Origin of the sequence: Halodesulfovibrio aestuarii DSM 17919 = ATCC 29578, from assembly GCF_000384815.1 — a bacterium.
In the GTDB taxonomy this organism is placed as follows: Bacteria; Desulfobacterota; Desulfovibrionia; order Desulfovibrionales; family Desulfovibrionaceae; genus Halodesulfovibrio; species Halodesulfovibrio aestuarii.
This window is the reverse complement of sequence record NZ_ARQF01000017.1, coordinates 114,328-134,229: the sequence shown is the minus strand read 5'-3', so window position 1 is coordinate 134,229 and position 19,902 is coordinate 114,328. Positions and strand designations below refer to the sequence as shown.

The following is a 19,902-nucleotide window of genomic DNA, read 5'->3' as shown; positions in this document are numbered from 1 at the left end:
TCTCCCTAAAATTTCAGATTCTGTGTACGGTGAATAATAACAGAAGTTATAGCTAGTATAATATCACTATCTCTCTGAAATAAAGTGCTTTTACAATGGCTCATTGAGATTGCGCATAAAAAATGGGGAAAAACTGAGATTTCAGCTTTTCCCCAACAATAACAATGCGTGTTCATTCCCATGCGCCCGATGTGAGCACAGATTATCTTTCCAGACTAGTCTTCTGCTGAAACCTGCGGCAGCATTTTCATAAGGTGCTCCCTTACGTCAAATACAAACTGGTTCAACAGGTTGGAACGATATTTCTGTCGGTTCATCACGGCATAAAGACTGCGTTTAAAACGTATTCCTTCGAGCTGCACAGGAAATAATTCTCCTTTTGCAAGCTCACGCTGAAAACAGAACGGAGACATGCAACTAAGTGTTCCCGGATTTTTCAGCACCGACTTAATCGCTTCTATATGCTCAAGTTCCATAAAAATATTAAGATTTTTTTTGGCCTGCCCCAAAGAATTCCACATGGTCTGGCGTGTACCAGAACCCTGCTCACGTAATATCCAATCTAAATCCAACAGCTCAGACAATCTGTATTCTTGCAACCCGGCCATATATTTATCGGAAGTTACAACAACAAGCTCTTCTTTATAAATTTCTTCAAACTCTGCGGAACGTGATTCATAATCACCTTCAATAAAGCCCAGATTAATCTCTCCACTTTCGACATGCTCAACAACGTTCTCAGAATTGAAGTTAATAACTTCAATCTGACTCTGGGGATATTTATTTTTAAATGCATAGAGAACTTGCGGCAGGATGTAATCCGCAAAAGTAGAACTTGCACCGACACGGAGAACACCGGCCATTCTGTCACGCTTAAACAGCGTTTCAACGTCACGAATCTGCTCAAAGGCAGGCTCAAGACATTCCATAAGAATTTTACCATTCTCGTTAGGTACAAGCCTGTTGCTGATCCGGTCGAACAATCGTTCACCCACAGTTTGCTCTAATGCTTTAATCGCCATTGAAACGGCAGAGTGCGTCAAAAAATGCTCCTGCGCGACTGCTCCAATGTGTGGGTTACGCATTAGCGAAAGGAATAGTTCGATTTGCCTGATGGTAATATTCATAGATCCTCTTTCAAAAAAAATGAATGTATCTTTCAATATTATAAACTTGAAATTAAATCTACTCCGGTTATTGTGTCCACATGCGCTAATTCATTTGTCTTGTGAGTACTGCCATATTTAATAAGATATTTGGATACATATGACCTCTTCCTCCTTTTTTATAAAAAATCTCCTGTACCACGAGCAGGAGATTTTTTATTGTTGCAGGCAAATCTTTTGCAATACAACATCTTAAAATTACTAGCATATTTTAAGAAGAAAAAAGCAAAAGATATTCAAAGGAGTACGCTTTTTTAGTGCACACACTAAAAGAACGTTACTCTTTGAAGTTTGGCTTTGCTGACTGAGATTAGCCGGTACAATGCCCGATACACATAACTCGATGACAACTATACGATCCGTATACCATTCTGTAAGTTATGCGCTCGGATATACCACACGCATAATCAGTCGTTTTCCCTATGAATTGCCCTTCATAGGATTTGTTGGATTTTTCCGGATCTTTTGACTTTTTATGAAACAACTTCTTTTTACCCTATGCGCAACAGCTTTACAGTCCGTGACAATGCACCCAAACATGTCCGGACTTATAAGCAAGAAGATGTTTTAAATACACAGAGCAAGTTTTCCATACATCGCTCATTGATAACTATCGCCTTGATAACGCCTGCATAGGAACGTTTGTTCCACGCAGAGGGCCTATTTGTTATCTCTAGTAAGGTTTGCTTTTCACATCAAAAGATCCGGGAATCCAACAGCCCGCCCAACACCATCAGAAACTCCTTTTCCCGAATGAGTCCGAACTAGCCCGGACTGAATAATAACGCTTCTTCAAACGTTATTGTAGCACTCACACCACCTCACTTCTCACAATACACCTTAAGATACCCACTTTGTTTCCTTACACAACCAGCTCTTCAACATCATGATTGGCTGATTTTAAGAGAACTTTTTTCACACCACATGTGCGCTCAACCATATACATTTTATTAATCCACATAATATACTAATATAATTGATATATCATGTGGATTTGTTCCTTTTTTTTACCTATCATGCACAACTAATAACTTTTTTTATGCAACTTGTATGGAGGATGAATAATGAACGTTAGTACCATCACTCTACATGCCCCTTCAAAAACTAAGACACAGGGGCGTCTGGATCTTCTCCAAATGATCTCCGGCGTCCTGCTTATTTTATTCCTATGGGCGCACATGCTGCTTGTTTCCAGTGTAATTATAGGTCCCGGCCTTATGAACGCCATTGCGTGGTTCTTTGAAGTTACCTACATGGCACAAGTAGGTGGTCCGTTGATTGGCATCCTTATCTTTATACATTTCCTCCTTGCGGCACGAAAAATGCCGTGGAAGGTTTCAGAATCAGACGCCTTCATCAAACATAGCGTTATGATGAAGCACCGTGACACCTGGATGTGGCTGGCACAGGTTGCCACTGCTCTTATCATCCTCATTATGGCCGGTATACACATGTGGGTTGTATTAACGGATCTGCCTATTACAGCAGTTAAGAGTGCGGCACGTATCCAGCACGGAGGCTGGCTGCCGTTCTATCTTATCCTTCTCCCAGTTGCAGAAATCCACGTAGGCATCGGTTTTTACCGCATCGGGGTAAAATACGGCGTCATCACAAAGGACAACCGTACATGGTATAAAAAAAGAGAAAACGCACTTATGGGCGGCTTCATCTTTATAGGTCTCATCACGCTTATTCGATTTATGTATCTGCCTCTGCACAGTGGCATATAAGCTAGAAGGAACATTCTTATGCAGATTTTCTACACCGACTTATTATGCATTGGCGCAGGACTTGCCGGAGAACGTGTAGCTGTTGAAGCTGCCAAAGCCGGATTTAATACAACCTGTCTTTCTATTGTTCCGCCGCGCCGTTCCCACTCCTCTGCCGCTCAGGGCGGAATGCAGGCGGCTCTCGGCAACTGCGTTATGGGTGAAGGAGATTCTCCGGATATCCACTTTGCAGATACCGTTAAAGGTTCAGACTGGGGATGTGATCAGGAAGTTGCCAGAATTTTTGCGGATACAGCCCCGATTGTGATGCGCGAAGTTGCCCACTGGGGAGTACCTTGGAACCGTGTTGAACAAGGCCCTGCAACATATTACAAAGGCGGCAAACCGTTTGAGGCAGTAGAAAGCAAAGAAAAGCACGGCCTCATCCACGCCAGAGCCTTCGGCGGCACTGCTAAATGGCGAACCTGTTACACAGCAGACGGTACAGGCCGCTCTGTTCTCAATACGCTCGACTCCATGTGTCTACGATACAATGTCAATATTCATGACCGGGCACAGGCAGAAGCTCTTATCCACGACGGCGAAAACTGCATAGGTGCCATTGTCCGTTGCCTGCGCACCGGAGAGCTTATGGCGTATTTCGCAACAGCCACTCTCATAGCTACAGGCGGATACGGACGTATCTACAAGGCAACAACCAACGCAGTTATCTGTGACGGCGGCGGCCAGATTACAGCACTGGACACAGGGCTGGTTCCTCTGGGTAACATGGAAGCCATCCAGTTTCACCCTACAGGAACCGTACCTACAGATATCCTTGTAACAGAAGGCTGCCGAGGTGACGGCGGCACGCTTCTCGACATAAACGAATACCGTTTTATGCCTGATTATGAACCGGAAAAAGCAGAACTGGCCTCCCGTGATGTCGTTTCCCGCCGTATGCAGGAACACATGGCAAAAGGCTTTGGTGTTAAATCTCCATATGGCGACCATCTATGGCTCGACATCCGCCACCTTGGCGAAAAGCACATCACAACAAAGCTCCGCGAAGTATACGATATCTGCACCAGCTTCCTTGGTGTGAATCCAATCACCGATCTCATTCCGGTTCGCCCGACTCAGCATTATTCCATGGGGGGCGTACGCACCAACAAAGATGGTGCAGCTTACGGTCTTACAGGGCTATTCGCAGCAGGTGAAGCAGCATGCTGGGACATGCATGGGTTCAACAGGCTTGGCGGAAACTCTCTTGCAGAAACTGTTGTGGCTGGCCGCTACGTTGGTAAAAAAATAGTGGAATTCCTTCAAGGACACGCTGTTGATTTCAAACAAAGTGCTGTGCGAGATGCCTACATAAAAACTGAAGAACGCATTAAAAACCTTGCCGGTAATTCTGGAAAAGAAAGCGCCATCACCTTGCGTGATGAAATGCAACACATAATGATGGACTACGTAGGAATCTTCCGTAATGGTAAGGACCTGCAGACCGCAGTGGACAAACTGGAGGAACTCTACGCGCGTTCTAAGAACATAGGTCTGCAAGGCAGCACCATCGGGTTTAATCCGGAAATTTCGTTAGCCTTGCGTATCCCCGGCATGATCAAACTTGCACAATGTACCGCATTGGGCGCACTTAAGCGCACTGAGTCCCGCGGCGCACACACGCGTGATGATTATCCCGAACGTAACGATAAAGATTGGCTCAACCGCACGCTGGCATACTGGGAAAAAGGCGATTCCCTGCCGACTCTCAAGTACGAAGATGCCTCACCTTACTTTGAAATCCCTCCAGGAGAACGCGGATACGGCGGCGGAAAGATCATTCAGGCCGATATTCCAGCTGAAAAGCTTCGTGTCCCTGAGAAAAAAGCATCCGACAATGCCGCACCTGCGGAAGAAAAAAAGTAAGGGAGTGACTTATGAGCCGACGTCTCCATATCGAAATATTCCGTTACAACCCGCTTGATCCAAGTTCCGAACCGCACATGGAATCGTTCTACATTGATGAATATGATTCCATGACCCTGTTTATCGCGCTGAATATCATCCGTGATACTCGCGACGCGACATTGCAGTTTGATTTCTGCTGCCGCGCTGGTATCTGCGGCTCCTGCGGCATGGTTATAAACGGGCGGCCCGGTCTTGCTTGTCATACGCAGACAAAAGATCTGCCGGAACATATTGTACTGCATCCGTTGCCGATATTTAAACTCATCGGTGACCTTTCTGTTGATACAGGAGTATGGTTCCGTGACGCAGGAACACGCATTGAAGCATGGGTACATAACGACCATGAACATTTTGATCCAACGCAGGAAGAAGCACGCATGGAAAACTCCCTTGCGAATGAAATCTTCGAGCTTGATCGATGTGTAGAATGCGGCTGCTGCATCTCTGCATGCGGTACAGCACGTATGCGTCCGGACTTCCTTGGCGCAGCCGCCATCGTCCGTGTTGCCCGCTTCTATTTAGATCCTAGAGATGAAAGAAACGCGGAAAACTACTACGAAGTAATCGGCAACGATCAAGGCGTGTTCGGCTGTATGGGGCTGCTAGCCTGTGAAGATGTCTGCCCTAAACATATTCCTTTGCAGGATCAGCTCGGCATTATGCGCCGCATGCTGGCTCTGCACTCCGTAAAAGGTATTCTGCCAAAGACGCTGATTAATAAACTCTCTCATAAGGGATGTTGTCATGAGAACCATTAAAGCTGAAATTATTCATGACGCAGTGGTAAACCTTGTTTTAACCGCTGCGCGTTACCTGCCGGAAGACGTAAAGCAGGCAATTGCAGACGCGAGAGAAAATGAAGACTCCGCATCGGCACGTGAAATCCTTGGGCAATTACTGGAAAACGCAGAGCTTGCTGCAAGTTCCGGACTTCCATTGTGTCAGGATACTGGAGTAGGCGTTTTCTTTGTAGAACTTGGTGATCAGGTTCATGTTGAAGGAAACCTTATTGAAATTATCAACAACGCAATGACCGAAGGGTATGACAAAGGCCTGCTCCGCAAATCCTTATGTCATCCACTTACCCGAGCCAACACTGGGGATAATTCGCCGGCAGTTGTCCATGTAGACATTGTTCCGGGTGACAAAATCAACATCAAACATATGGCAAAGGGCGGTGGCTCTGAAAACATGTCCCGTTGCACGATGCTCACCCCTGCACAGGGATGGGAAGGCATTAAGGAATTTGTCGTACGACGTATGGCAGAAGCAGGCCCGAACCCATGCCCACCTACTATTGTCGGTGTCGGTATCGGCGGAACTTTCGATCTTGCCCCGACCTTAGCGAAAAAAGCACTATTCCGCCCGCTGAGCGAGCCAAACCCCGATCCGGAGTTGGCGGCAATGGAAGAAGAACTGCTTGCTGAAATAAACAAGCTCGGCATCGGCCCTATGGGACTTGGCGGTAAAACAACAAGCCTCGGTGTAAAAATTGAAATGCGCCCGTGCCATATTGCAAGTCTGCCGCTTGCTGTAAACGTTCAGTGTCATTCCTCACGCATCAAGGAGGTCGAAATCTAATGGCTACCTACGAACTGACAGCCCCGTTATGTGATGAAGATATAAAAAAGCTCAAAGCAGGTGATGTAGTAAAGCTTACAGGCACTATCTACACAGCCCGTGACGCAGCACATAAGCGTTTGTGCGACATGCTCGACAAAGGTGAAAATTTACCATTCGACCTGCAAGGTGCAGTTATTTATTATGTCGGGCCAAGCCCTGCACCGGAAGGACGCCCTATCGGTTCGGCTGGTCCAACCACAAGTTATCGTATGGATGCCTATGCTCCGCGCCTGTATCGCCTCGGTGTAAAAGCCACTATCGGAAAAGGCAAACGTAACGCAGAGGTGCGTAAGACACTGGAAGAACATACAGGTGTATATTTTGGTGCAACAGGCGGAGCAGGAGCACTTCTGTCACAATGTATTGATGAGGCCGAAGTAATCGCTTTTGAAGACTTGGGTCCTGAAGCAATCCGCAAACTGAAAGTGACCAAGTTTCCGCTGCTTGTAGTAAACGATTCATACGGCAATGAGCAGTACGCTAAACCGAACTATGATTTATAGTTGGTAATTTTCAGCAAAAAAGAGCCTTGCTTGTGCTGAAACGCGCACAAGACTATCCCGTTTGAGAACAAAATCAATATGTGTTGTGCCATAAAGTATACATAAGACCGGATAACAACATCATTCGTTGGTCGACTATGTAAACCACAACAGTGCTGCTCTGGAGTAATCCTGAGCAGCACATTTACAAACCATATCCGAGAATAGCGTATGCTGTCGTAAAAAAACAATACAGCCATACTGTGCATTTTTTACAGAGAAGGCGTTATTCTATATCCACGGCAACTTACACTGTTAATGCTGTTCATTTTTTTGAGGTGCATCTTAGTACTTCACTAGTTTGGGAATGCCGTGTTAGGAGAATATTTATCTTGCTGCACGTCGTATAGTTAGTCCGGTGCTTTTGGGGACTCCCCCTCACATTTCAAACCGCACCGAGCTGTAACATCATGGCATAATGATACTTGTCAGGGGTTTATTACGTCTTTGTTCACAGCTATCTACCAGATGACACTAAACGACCATTGTTCTAGGTCCCCGATACGTACTGTAATCGGCTGCAATCTGCTCGGTCTTTTCCCAAGGCTGACATGCGCTTCAACGCACTAACATTTCCGCTGTCGCTGTATATTCTCACCAGCGGAACAGGTATGATTATGGCTAATAAAATTCTCAAAAAAGAACAGTTAATCCCAGGACAAACCAGCAAGCTGGTTATTGATGCACCGCATATTGCGGCAAAAGCCAAGCCCGGCAACTTTGTTATCTTACGTGTTACGGAGCATGGCGAACGTATTCCACTTACAATTGCTGACACTGACACTGAAAACGGTACCATCACTATTGTATATCTCGTACTCGGCAAATCCACAGCGTTACTCGAAGAGTTGAACGAAGGTGATGAAATTCTCGACCTTTGTGGCCCACTCGGAAAAGCAACCCAACTGCACACTGGCGGCACAGTTATCTGTGTTGGTGGCGGTACCGGAATTGCTGCTATGCATCATATTGCTAAGGGTCACCACCAAGCCGGCAACCATGTCGTTGCTATCATTGGTGCCCGTACTAAAGACCTCTTGTTGTTTGAAAAAGAACTTAAAGAGTTCTGTCCGGAAGTTCTCATCTCTACTGATGACGGTTCCTATGGCCATCACGGCCTTGTTACTGACCTGTTGAAAGAACGTCTTGAAAAAGATGACTCTGTTATCGAAGTGGTAGCTGTTGGCCCTGTGCCGATGATGGCTGCTGTATCTAAAACTACCGAACCATTTGGTACTCCTACCACTGTAAGCCTCAACTCCATTATGGTGGACGGCGTTGGCATGTGTGGTGCCTGCCGGGTTACTGTTGGCGGAGAAACCAAATTTGCTTGTGTAGACGGTCCTGAATTTGACGGTCACAAGGTAGATTTTGGTGAATTACGACAGAGATTGGCTGCATTCTCCAGCCTGGAAAAAGAATCTTTCGAACATCACTGCAGGTGCAAGTGTAATGACAACAAGTAGCAAAACTAAAAAGACAATCGCCCCTCGCGTACCAATGCCTAACCAGCCGGCAGGTGAACGCGCCCGCAATTTTAAAGAAGTAGCCCTTGGTTACACCAAAGAAATGGCAATGCAGGAAGCTTCACGCTGTCTGCATTGTAAAAAACCTAAATGCGTTCAAGGCTGCCCTGTACAGGTTCCAATTGCAGACTTTATTGCAGAACTTGTTAAAGGCGATGTTGAAAAAGCCTACGCCGTTATCAAAAGCACCAACAGCCTCCCGGCTGTCTGTGGGCGCGTTTGCCCACAGGAGATTCAGTGTGAAGGCGCGTGTATCCTCAATGCTAAAGGGCAGCCAATTGCTATCGGCCGCCTGGAACGCTTTGTAGCAGATGAGTACATGTACATGGATGCGTGTGACCTCATCAGTGCTAAGCCTGAATGTCCGTATATTGATGAAGAGAAAAAAGTTGCCTGTATCGGCTCCGGCCCCTCCAGTCTCACTGTTGCCGGTTACCTTGCCAGCCGAGGCTGCAAAGTAACTGTATTCGAAGCTCTTCACGAAGTAGGCGGCGTACTCGTTTACGGCATTCCAGAATTCCGTCTGCCGAAAAAAGACATTGTTGCCAAAGAGGTTGGTGCTCTCAAAGATCTTCAGGTTGATTTTGTTACCAACTACGTCGGTGGCAAAACATTCTCTATCGAAGACTTAAAAGAACAGGGCTACAAAGCTATCTTCGTCGGTGTTGGCGCAGGCCTTCCACGCTTCTTGAATATTCCAGGTGAAAACTTTTGCGGCGTTTTCTCCGCAAACGAATACCTCACCCGTGTTAACTTAGGCCGTGCGTACCAATTCCCTGACTATGACACCCCTATCATCAAGGGCCGCAAGGTTACTGTTTATGGTGGTGGAAACGTAGCAATGGATGCTGCCCGTACAGCGCAGCGTCTTGGTGCTGAAACAGTACATATTGTGTACCGACGTACCGCAGACGCAATGCCTGCAAGGCATGAAGAAATTGAACATGCTGTAGAAGAAGGCATTATCCTTGAAGTGCTTGCGAATCCTATCGAATTCAAGGGTGACGAAAAAGGCAACCTTACTTCTGTAACATTACAGAAAATGAAAATGGGTGAGCCTGATGAATCAGGCCGTTGTCGCCCTCTCCCTATTGAAGGCGAAACATACGAACTGGAAACAGACCTCGCTGTTATTGCTGTTGGCACCCGTCCTAACCCAATCCTTCTCGAAAACGAGCCGGATCTAAAGTTAAACAAATGGGGCTACATCGAAACAGACGAAGAAACAAACGAAACCTCCATTCCTGATGTATATGCAGGCGGTGACATCGTTACCGGTGCAGCAACCGTTATTCTTGCAATGGGTGCAGGCCGAAAGGCTGCACGTGAAATTGCTCGTCGGTTCGGCATCGAAGACTAACGACACGTATCTATACCAATAAAAAAAGGCAGCCTCCAAGGCTGCCTTTTTTTATTGGCAAAGTATCAACTGAACGTCACCAATGCACAAAATTACCCACCACAATAATATAAGTATAATTTTTTTCTACTGTTAACCGATATGATCAGAATGAGGACATAGTAATCCCAATTCAAACCAAAACATACGTACACACAACTACACGACCACACGGGAGGGATGCAATGAAGTTTAATCTAAAGGCAAAAATACTTGTTCCAACACTGCTTATAATTATTGTCGGAATGGGTACTGCTTCCTTTTTATCATTCAGACAAGCAGAATCTACTTTAAAGAACACAATGCTGCAGCAATCTGAACAAATCGTAAAGAGTCTTCAAACCCAGATAACAGCATGGGTTAAAGACATTAGACAAGATCTTACGATTACTGCAAAAAACAATTCGGTTAGAAATGCGTTACTTAGCGACGGATTAAATAAATCTGCATATATACGCGCCACAGCCTATTTTCAAAATTTAGTTAAAGAATACTCATATTATCAAGCTGTAGGGATACTAAACAAAGAAGGCTTCACCACTGCGTATTCCGATACTAGCATGGTCGGGAAAATAGATTACAGCAACCGTGATTACTTTAAAAAAGTTATGCAAGGTACTCCTGTAGTTTCTGATGCAATAGAAAGCAAAAGTACTGGCAAACCAGTATTTGTAGTAGCAATTCCAATCAAGGATAGAGATGTAACTGTTGGAGCAGTTTTCGGTATTATAAAACTAAGTACTTTCTCTGAACAATATATCAACCATATTAAAATAGGTGAATCAGGCTACGCCTTCCTTGTTTCAAAAGCAGGATACGCATGCGCACATCCCGACAACACCTTACTCTTAAAAATGAAACCTACAGATTTCGACTGGGGCAAGGCAATGGTGTCTCAAGAAGCCGGCATGATAAACTATGAATGGAAAGGTATAAAAAAGATTGTTACCTTCCGTAAAGAACCTATCACAGGCTGGAGCATTGGCGTCTCCACCAATGTTGATGACATTTTTTCATCAATTGCATCCATCCGTCATACTAGCCTGATCACAGCAGCGCTTGTAGTTTTAGTTACCGGTATTGTTGTCTTTTTAATCGTTCATAAAATTATCGCAGCTATTACTAAAAGCGTTCGATTTGCAGAAGGTATTGCGCAAGGTTCGTTAGATCAGGTTCTTGATATTGATCGAAGTGATGAAATTGGAACTCTTGCAGGCGCTCTCACCAAAATGGCAACAAATCTGCGCCAGATGATTGCAACTGCTGAGCAAAAAACAGCAGAAGCAGAACAAGAATCACAACGCGCGCATGTTGCGATGCAGGAAGCAGACGAAGCACGCCTCCAAGCGGAAAAAGCAAAACGTGAAGGCATGTTCCAGGCGGCAGCTCAGTTGGAAACCATTGTGGAGCATGTCACTACCACTGCCACTGAACTTGCTGCTCAGATAGATGAATCCAGTCGCGGAGCCGAATTACAGCTCGAACGCACCAGCGAAACAGCAACAGCCATTGAAGAAATGAATGCAACAGTGCTTGAAGTTGCTCGCAATGCAACCACTGCGGCATCACATGCAGACGACACAAAACTCAAAGCTGAAGAAGGGCAGAATGTTGTTTCCTCCGTCGTTCAATCAATCGACGAAGTAAATAAGCGCTCCGTTAGTCTTACTGAAAGCCTCGGCTCCCTTGGAAAACGTGCTGAAGATATCGGCAGTGTTATGACAGTGATTACCGACATCGCCGATCAAACAAACCTGCTGGCACTAAACGCCGCAATTGAAGCAGCACGAGCAGGCGAAGCAGGGCGCGGATTTGCAGTAGTTGCGGACGAAGTACGCAAACTTGCTGAAAAAACTATGCAGGCTACACGCGAAGTTGAAGAAGCCATTCAGGCTATTCAAGTTGCATCAAAAGATAATATTCAGGGAATGCAGACAGCTTCAGAAGTTGTTGCTCGCTCTACAGGACTTGCAAACGAAGCTGGAGACTCTCTCAAATCAATTGTTGACGTTGCAATTGCAAACGCCGATCAGGTTCGCTCCATTGCCTCTGCCAGTGAAGAACAATCTGCAACCTCGGAACAGATTGGGCGCAGTTCAGATGAAATCAACCGTATTGCAATGGAAACGGCTTCAGCAATGCGCGAGTCCGCCGTTGCCGTAAACGAACTGGCAGAACTGTCTCAGAAACTTCAGCACATTGTTATCGAATTGAAGTCCTAAACAGCTTCCGAAGCAAGTCACCGAAGAGTCCCTGACTGACCCTTCCCCTTATTAAACATAAAAAAAGGCTGCCCATATCCACACTGGGCAGCCTTTTTTATTCAAAGATATTACTCATCATCATTGTTTTTTGCTTTATGAGCTCTGGCAAGGGTTATTCCGGCAACAAAACCGGGAACCATGCCTAGCGCGATAGCACGGGGAAGATTGGGCAAAAAGCCGACAAGGTACCCAAGGACACCAATGGACGCCCCGATAAAAATACCGCGGACAACAAAGTTAGGTGGTTCTTTAGACATGCTTACTCCTTACATTAGCGCCGCATGGTACGGTGTGCCATACGCGAGTGTCAATTGACATTCTCAACAGCTAACTAAGGCTGTCCAGACTTATGCTCGTTACGCGTTACGGCTTCTGTCATCGTTATTTTTTGAACAGTCTCCAATGAACATCGCTGAAGAGTAAGATGTTTAATCCGCCACGGACCTTTCACTATGTCACCTTCTGTCTCTTTTGCAATTGCCTTCAGGATCCCGCTAAAAATAAACAGATGCATTGGAACCAATGAATACCAATACACCATGCCCCACAATCCCTTAGGATGGAAATAAGCTACCATCCGCAGTTCTGTCACATGCTCTGTGCCGGAGGTTACAGGCAGAAGAGTAAATTCCAACAACGCTTCACCAGGCAATTTCATTTCTGCCAACAGCAACAGCCGTCTATTTTTTTGAATGTCTAATACGCGCCAAAAATCCAACGCATCACCGATAAACAGGTTTTCCGGATCTCGCCGGCCACGCCGTAGCCCCGGCCCTCCGATAAGCTTGTCGATAAATCCACGGATCCGCCATAGATAGTCACCCCCGTACCACCCATTTGTTCCGCCAATACGCTTAACCACTCCCCACACCTGCTCCATTGTTGCCCTAATATGCACTGCATGGGCAGAATATAATGTTGTACCGCCTGCATATGCACTGTCCCCGCAAGTCACCCATTCTGGTATTTCAGGCTCTCCTGCGTCTGTCCAACTTGTATCTACGGTATGCTGGCGCACCCGCGCCAAAGCGCGTTTTATAGACTCTCTTACTGACAGTAACTCTTGGGGAATTATCTCGCGTATAGAATTCTCTGAACACACGACGTTATTACGCAACCCTTCAATCAATGGACGGGCAAGTCTTGTAGGCACCGGTGTGACAATATTAATCCATAAGGAACTCAACCTCGGCGTAAGCACTGGTACGGAAAAAATGAGTCGCTTCCGTAGCCCTGCTTCTTTTCGATAAATTTCAAACAGCTCACGATAGGAAACTATGTCAGGACCGCCAATGTCATATGTTTTATTCGCTGTCTCCGGTACATCCAAAACGCCAACCAAATACGTAAGTACATTAGAAACAGCGATCGGCTGACACTTACTCTTTACCCAGCGCGGCGTAACCATTACTGGCAACCGGTCTACCAGATACCGAAGAAGTTCAAAGGAGGCACTGCCTGAACCTATAATCTGTGCCGCGCGTAACACGGTAACAGGCACTTCTGAAAGAGACAAAATTTGCGCCACCTCTGCACGAGATGCAAGATGTTTGCTGAGGTTCGGGTCATCCGGAACAACTCCGGAGAGGTATATAATTCGCCCGACCTTGTTTATACGACAGGCTTGTACCATATTATATGCGGCTCTACGATCAGCGTCCTGAAAGTCTTTCTGAGAAGAGTTCATGGAATGAATAAGATAATAGGCAACTCCGCAGCCGCGGGCTGCATCCATAGTTCCTTTTCCGGAAACCATATCCCCTTCAACTACTTCCAAATGTTCATGCAAAGCCCACGGTCTACTGTCCAGCTTGCGTCTGGAACGCACGAGCACTCGAACTTTTTTCCCTTGTGATAACAGTAAAGGAACAAGTCTTCCGCCTATATAACCTGTCGCTCCGGTAACTAAGATAGGTTTATCATGCATTTATTTCTCCGATGCAGTACGCCCTTTTTCTCCACAAAAAACATACCGTACTTTGCTTGCATCCGCGGCTATTTTTTTACCTATCCCCGTATTGCAGAAGTTCGCAGGCATGGTATTCTGAACCATCCCCTAATCCTGTTATTTTGAAACGGCTGTTTGTGGAGGAGAGTTATGGTATCACCGGCCAGTTCCGCAAATTCTTCAACGACTCAGAAAGGATCACGTGCGCCATCCAAACACGACAATGAAGGCTGGTTGCTTCCGGAAGAAGCACGCTCATCCCTCTCTGAACTATTTAAACAGCTTAAAAATACTGTGGAGCTACATGTTGTAACTGATTCTGATCCACAGAAAATGTTCAACGACGTCACACTCCAGTTTGCTCAGGATATATCAAGGCTTTCGGAACACATCACGCTGACTCAACACATATTAGGTGACGAATTCTCACAAAAATACGAAGTACACCACTCACCTTCTATTCTTTTTACCCCTGAAAAATACAACATCCGTTTTACGGGTGCCCCGTTAGGAGAAGAAGGGAAGGCCTTTGTCGAAACTGTTCTGCTTATATCCCTAGGCGTAAGTTCACTTTCTGCAACATCAAAAACCATTCTCGGGGAACTCACAGAACCACGTCATATACGCGTATTCACTTCTCCCGGCTGTCCATATTGTCCGGGACAATTTATGAATGCAGTAAAAGCAGCCATAGAAAGCCCCAAGCTCATCCGTGCAGAATGCATTAATTCTGATGAATTCCCCGACCTTTCCAGACAATACGGCGTGGGGTCTGTACCGCATACCGTATTCAGTAAAGAGTACTCCCGAGTCGGCCTACTGCCGCAAGAACGTTTTTGTCTTGAACTACTCATGCTGCGCGACGCAGAAGAAGTGCTGCGCGAACAAACGCAATCAGCGGAACCGGAAGAAGAAGGCAAGGTCTATGACCTGATTATTCTTGGCGCAGGCCCTGCAGGACTCACCGCGGCAATTTATGCCAAACGTTCCGGACTTGATGCTATTGTACTCGAGAATTCAGTCATAGGTGGGCAGGTTATAGCAACACCTGTCGTAGAAAATTATCCGGGATTCAAAAGTGTAGGTGGTGTTGCACTTGTAGAAATACTTACTGCACACACTCGCGAATATTCAAATATTCGTGAAAACCAGCTTATTGATGATGTCACCATTGGGGATCTTATCGAAGTGCACACTCCGGAAAGAAAGTACGCCGCAAAGTCTCTCATTTTTGCCACCGGCACAAAATGGCGGTCATTGAATGTGGAAGGAGAACAAAAATACTTCGGCACCGGGGTTACCCATTGTGCTTCCTGCGACGGGTATATGTTCCGTGGCAAGCACGTTATCATGGTCGGCGGCGGTAACAGTGCACTTACAGATGCACTCCACCTCAAAAAACTCGATATAGATGTCAGCATAGTCCACCGCCGTGACACACTGCGCGCGGAAAAAGCGCTACAGGATGCCCTGAATCGCGAACAGATCCCTGTCATATTCAATACAGTTATCGAAAAGATCTACGGAAACGAAACAAACGTTGAAGGAGTAACGCTCAAAGACGTCAATTCTGGAGAAATCACAGACCATGCCTGCGACGGAGTGTTCATTGCCATAGGCATGGACCCTAACTCTCAACTGGCAGAAAAAATAGGCGCTGAATTAAATCCCGACAAAACCATACATGTAGATACCGCCATGCGTACAAATATCCCACGAGTATATGCCGCTGGAGATGTAAACGGCGGTATTAGGCAAATAGTAACAGCCGTAAGCGACGGTGCTGTGGCCGCCATGTCTGCCTTTGAAGACTTGCAGCATCCGTACTGGACTTCCGAAAAATATGAATAACAGAGCGAAGTCTTGCTATAAAGTTGCCAACAGAGCAGAAAGGTGTCTGACACCAGCCATAGTTTTTGAAACACAAAAAAAGCCGACACATGCTAAGATGTATCGACTTCGTTTATGCCGTCAAAAATAAAACAAATAAGCTGCAACGCTGCTATCGACCTCGAGCAAACTCAACCAGATGCTGGACTGACTGAAGTTGCTCACCATTAGGGCTCTTAAAACAACCACCAACGCCAACAACCTGACTCGACTGCATCATGTGCTTAGGAATAAATTCAATTTGTTGGATGGGATTAGATTCAGGGGAAGCAACAACACTGCCGTTCTCATCAGTTTGCTTCACAATAGGGTTTTTGTAATACAAAAACATCCGCAGTCTGGACAATTCTTCAGTAGAACTTGGAATTGCACTCACATGTCCACCTCTAAGCTGCAAAAAAGCACCGTAATAGGAAACATTATGCATGACGCCCGTAATCTTTTTTCCGTTAGGTTGAAAAAGGGTAAGTACTACAGGTAAGTTAATGGGATAACGCTTACACTCGCGCTGCGTATCACACGACATAACACGAACAAGTTTATTGCTATCCTGAACCACCTCGTAAGTAAAACTCGTGCTACTGCGTTCATTCCATAAGACCAACGCTTCCTCTTCATTTAAAGCACGAGCCCCGGTCATACCGCACTGATCACAAACTACATAATAGTAGATGGCGTCAAAATAAAGAAGCGTCCTGCTCCCATTACAGTTAGGACAAATTTTAGGGATCAACATCCTCTACTCTCCCAACATAGTTTCCGTACAGTACGGCGTTATTCTGCTAACTATTTATAATAAGGTGCGATATCTAATATCTAAAAGAAGTTACACCTTCACAAACCTTCTTTTGCTCAGTTCGACCTTTACTCTATGTTGAGCAAACGCTACCACAAATACACATCTAACACCATGCAAGCAGACAATGAGCAAAAAATGATTTCACCAGACCAGTACTCCACTTTGGCTAACGAACTTCTTTCCTGGTTTGCCACCAACAAGCGGGCTCTGCCGTGGCGCGAAGACTACGCACCGTACCGTGTATGGGTGTCCGAAATTATGTTACAGCAAACGCAGATGGAACGAGGCGTTGCCTATTTTCAGCGCTGGATGGAGGCGCTGCCTGACATCATGTCCGTAGCACAGGCACATGAAGACACCTTGCTGAAGCTATGGGAAGGTCTGGGATATTATTCCCGTGTCCGCAATCTGCATAAAGCGGCTAAAATTATCGTAGCAGAGCATGGTGGTATTTTTCCCGAAAAATATTCGGCTATTCGGGCACTCCCCGGAATTGGCGACTACACAGCCGGAGCCATTGCCTCCATCGCATTCAATCAGGATGTTATCTGCATCGATGCCAATGTTGAGCGTGTGTTCTCAAGAATTTTTGACATTGATACGCCGGTCAAACAAAAGCATAACATGGAGTTCATTCGCAAAACTGTTGCGGCAATGCTTCCTCAAGGCCATGCAAGAGAATTTAATCAAGCCCTTATGGAACTGGGTGCCTTAGTATGCAGCAAAAAGCCTCATTGCAGCCGTTGCCCGCTTCAACAACACTGCGAAGCATACCACCTTGGTATTCCGCACGAACGTCCTGTACCTACACCCAAAAAAGGCATTCAGCATATTGATGTTGCGACGGGTTTCCTAATGCACAAAGGAAAAATTTATATTCAGAAACGACCGGACTTCGGTGTCTGGGCCGGATTCTGGGAACTGCCCGGTGGTGCTGTTGAAGAAGGTGAAGCTCCTGAACAAGCCGTCGTCCGAGAATTCATGGAAGAAACAGAATTCCCTGTGCAAATTGAGGATAAAATTCTCGTAGTCAAACATGGCTATACAACCTACCGTGTGACCATGCACTGCTACTTCCTGACCTTTGCCCAAAAGCACTCTGCGGAACCAGTGCTCCATGCAGCCACAACCTATCAATGGGTGAGCATGGACGAGTTAAACGATGTCACCTTGCCGGCGGGACACCGCAAGCTTCTTGATCATCTCCAAAATGACATGCGGTTAAAACCGCTTTTACAAAACAGCTAGTTCACTAGCCCAAGACCTTAAAGACCGCGAATTTACTTGCTTCACAGGGGGGTTCGTGGTAGCCGCAAAAGTTATGTTCACTACCGATATTGCAGCAAGTGTGACCAAGATCGCCGTCGCGTTGATTCCTATGCTCCTTGGCATGGTATGCCATGAGGTTGCGCACGGTTGGGTTGCGTACAAGCTTGGTGACCCTACTGCGAAAGCACGGGGACGCCTTACGTTAAACCCTATTCCACATATTGATCCCATGGGCACAGCCATGTTTGTACTTACGGCACTTACCAGTCCGTTTGTTATTGGCTGGGCCAGACCAGTACCAGTTGATTCCCGCTGGTTCACCAACCCGAGAAAGGGTATGATCCTCGTGTCAGCTGCGGGGCCCATAACAAACTTCTTTCTCGCCATCATTTTTGGGATACTCTTTGCCTTTGTGGCACAGAGTACGCCGGTACCGGGTTCCCTTTACGCTTCTGTGTATACTTTTTTATACAAAATGTGCATCGCCGGTGTCTGGATTAACCTGACGCTTGGCTGGTTTAACCTTATGCCGTTCCCGCCACTGGACGGTAGTAATATTGTGGCAGGGTTACTCCCGCCCCATCTTGCATATAAATTCCAGGGATTTTCCCGTTATGGATTTATTCTTATAATTTTATTGTTGGCAACAGGCTTTCTAGGAACAATCATCAGTCCGCTTATCACTGGGTCTGCAGAACTGATTCAACAGTTGATTTCTCTTATTTAAAGCCTGACAATATATCCGGAGGAAAGAAATGACTCGTAAACGTACCGTTTCCGGTATGCGTCCTACTGGCGCTCTACATCTTGGCCACTACTTTGGCGTTCTTAAGAACTGGGTAGCAATGCAAAACGACATGGATTGCTACTTTTTCGTAGCAGACTGGCATGCGCTCACAAGTGATTACGCAGACACCAGTGGCATTAAAACTCATGTTCCGGAAATGGTTAAAGATTGGCTTGCCTCCGGTCTTGATCCTGAAAAATGTACCATTTTCCAGCAGTCCGCAGTGAAAGAACATGCTGAACTGCATCTGCTGTTATCCATGATCACTCCACTGGGCTGGTTAGAACGTTGCCCTACCTATAAAGAGCAACGAGACCAGATTAGCAACAAGGATCTCGGTAACTACGGCTTCCTTGGCTACCCCGTGCTCATGGCTACCGACATTCTCATGTACCGCCCTGCCTACGTGCCGGTTGGTCAGGATCAGCTGCCGCACATCGAAATGACACGTGAAATAGCACGCCGCTTCAACCACATGTACGACTGTAGCATCTTCCCGGAACCTGAAGGGAAATTGACCCCTGAAGCCAAACTTCCGGGTCTTGATGGCCGTAAGATGTCCAAGAGCTACAACAACGGCATTTTCCTGCGTGAAAGCATGGATGACGTTCTGCCTAAAGTTCGCGGCATGCTTACAGACAAAAACCGCGTACGCCGTCAAGATCCAGGCGATCCTGACATCTGCAATCTCTTCCCGTACCATGTGCTCATGACGTCTGAAGAAAAACAGGCTGAAATTCGCAAAGGCTGTACCTCTGCAGGACTCGGCTGTGTTGATTGTAAGAAAATTCTCCTCGAATCCATGGAAGAATTCCTTGCTCCTATTCAGGAACGTCGCAGAGCTATTGAGGCAAATCCAAAGTTCATTCAGGAAGTGCTGGCACACGGCAATGAACGCGCCACAAAGATGGCCCGCGAAACCATGGAAATGGTTCGCAGCGCTATTAACTTTGATTTTTAATTGGTAAAGGGCGGGCATTAGCCCGCCCTTTACCATTCAGGAAGTTTT

Annotated in this window: 16 protein-coding genes; 12 read left to right on the top strand and 4 right to left on the bottom strand. The window is 46.2% G+C overall.

All coding sequences use genetic code 11. The features are described 5' to 3' along the window. Positions 1-215: 215 nt before the first annotated feature. Positions 216-1,127: a LysR family transcriptional regulator gene (locus F461_RS16900; protein ID WP_019999623.1), complete on the bottom strand. Its 912-nt coding sequence runs from the start codon at positions 1,125-1,127 to the stop codon at positions 216-218. A 1,103-nt stretch (positions 1,128-2,230) separates the two neighbouring features. On the opposite strand from F461_RS16900, the gene F461_RS0102725 reads away from it, so the two are divergent. The 8 genes from F461_RS0102725 to F461_RS0102690 all read left to right on the top strand — a co-directional run bounded on the left by F461_RS0102725 (position 2,231) and on the right by F461_RS0102690 (position 12,158). Continuing rightward, positions 2,231-2,896, top strand: a complete 666-nt coding sequence (locus tag F461_RS0102725) for a succinate dehydrogenase/fumarate reductase transmembrane subunit (protein WP_019999622.1) — start codon at positions 2,231-2,233, stop codon at positions 2,894-2,896. 18 nt (positions 2,897-2,914) lie between these two features. Further along, positions 2,915-4,804 (top strand): fumarate reductase flavoprotein subunit, encoded by a 1,890-nt coding sequence (locus F461_RS0102720; RefSeq protein ID WP_019999621.1) that lies wholly within the window; start codon positions 2,915-2,917, stop codon positions 4,802-4,804. An 11-nt stretch (positions 4,805-4,815) separates the two neighbouring features. Next, the gene (locus tag F461_RS0102715; protein ID WP_019999620.1) at positions 4,816-5,604 is read left to right on the top strand and encodes a fumarate reductase iron-sulfur subunit; all 789 of its coding nucleotides are present in this window, start codon (positions 4,816-4,818) and stop codon (positions 5,602-5,604) included. After that, positions 5,591-6,427 carry a fumarate hydratase gene (locus F461_RS0102710; protein ID WP_019999619.1) on the top strand — a complete coding sequence of 279 codons (837 nt, stop codon included), beginning with the start codon at positions 5,591-5,593 and terminating at the stop codon, positions 6,425-6,427. Before F461_RS0102715 ends, F461_RS0102710 begins: the two co-directional genes overlap by 14 nt. After that, a complete protein-coding gene (locus F461_RS0102705; protein WP_019999618.1) occupies positions 6,427-6,972 on the top strand; it encodes a Fe-S-containing hydro-lyase in 546 nt (181 codons plus the stop codon). The genes F461_RS0102710 and F461_RS0102705 overlap by 1 nt, the downstream gene beginning before the upstream one ends. A gap of 656 nt (positions 6,973-7,628) precedes the next feature. Next, positions 7,629-8,477: a sulfide/dihydroorotate dehydrogenase-like FAD/NAD-binding protein gene (locus F461_RS0102700; RefSeq protein WP_026364582.1), complete on the top strand. Its 849-nt coding sequence runs from the start codon at positions 7,629-7,631 to the stop codon at positions 8,475-8,477. Then, entirely contained in the window at positions 8,464-9,897 is a 1,434-nt protein-coding gene (gene gltA / locus F461_RS0102695) for an NADPH-dependent glutamate synthase (protein WP_019999616.1), read from the top strand. Before F461_RS0102700 ends, gltA begins: the two co-directional genes overlap by 14 nt. A 224-nt stretch (positions 9,898-10,121) precedes the next feature. Continuing rightward, on the top strand, positions 10,122-12,158 hold the full coding sequence (locus tag F461_RS0102690; RefSeq protein WP_019999615.1) for a methyl-accepting chemotaxis protein: 2,037 nt from the start codon (positions 10,122-10,124) through the stop codon (positions 12,156-12,158). 110 nt (positions 12,159-12,268) lie between these two features. Here F461_RS0102690 and F461_RS0102685 read toward each other — a convergent pair whose 3' ends face one another. Both F461_RS0102685 and F461_RS0102680 read right to left on the bottom strand, forming a co-directional pair. After that, positions 12,269-12,457, bottom strand: a complete 189-nt coding sequence (locus F461_RS0102685; RefSeq protein WP_019999614.1) for a hypothetical protein — start codon at positions 12,455-12,457, stop codon at positions 12,269-12,271. Between the two features lie 74 nt (positions 12,458-12,531). Further along, the gene (locus F461_RS0102680; RefSeq protein WP_019999613.1) at positions 12,532-14,127 is read right to left on the bottom strand and encodes an SDR family oxidoreductase; all 1,596 of its coding nucleotides are present in this window, start codon (positions 14,125-14,127) and stop codon (positions 12,532-12,534) included. Between the two features lie 171 nt (positions 14,128-14,298). On the opposite strand from F461_RS0102680, the gene F461_RS0102670 reads away from it, so the two are divergent. Then, entirely contained in the window at positions 14,299-15,999 is a 1,701-nt protein-coding gene (locus tag F461_RS0102670) for an FAD-dependent oxidoreductase (RefSeq protein WP_019999611.1), read from the top strand. A 151-nt stretch (positions 16,000-16,150) separates the two neighbouring features. On the opposite strand, the gene F461_RS0102665 is transcribed toward F461_RS0102670, so the two are convergent. Next, positions 16,151-16,774, bottom strand: coding sequence for a Lar family restriction alleviation protein (locus tag F461_RS0102665; protein ID WP_019999610.1), 624 nt, complete (start codon positions 16,772-16,774; stop codon positions 16,151-16,153). A 198-nt stretch (positions 16,775-16,972) separates the two neighbouring features. Between F461_RS0102665 and mutY the strand changes: the two genes are divergently transcribed. The 3 genes from mutY to trpS all read left to right on the top strand — a co-directional run bounded on the left by mutY (position 16,973) and on the right by trpS (position 19,854). Continuing rightward, on the top strand, positions 16,973-18,085 hold the full coding sequence (gene mutY, locus F461_RS0102660) for an A/G-specific adenine glycosylase (RefSeq protein ID WP_026364581.1): 1,113 nt from the start codon (positions 16,973-16,975) through the stop codon (positions 18,083-18,085). 73 nt (positions 18,086-18,158) lie between these two features. Then, complete coding sequence (locus F461_RS0102655) at positions 18,159-18,833, top strand: site-2 protease family protein (RefSeq protein ID WP_026364580.1); 675 nt, start codon at positions 18,159-18,161, stop codon at positions 18,831-18,833. A 28-nt stretch (positions 18,834-18,861) separates the two neighbouring features. Next, complete coding sequence (gene trpS / locus F461_RS0102650) at positions 18,862-19,854, top strand: tryptophan--tRNA ligase (protein WP_019999607.1); 993 nt, start codon at positions 18,862-18,864, stop codon at positions 19,852-19,854. The last annotated feature ends 48 nt before the right edge of the window (positions 19,855-19,902 follow it).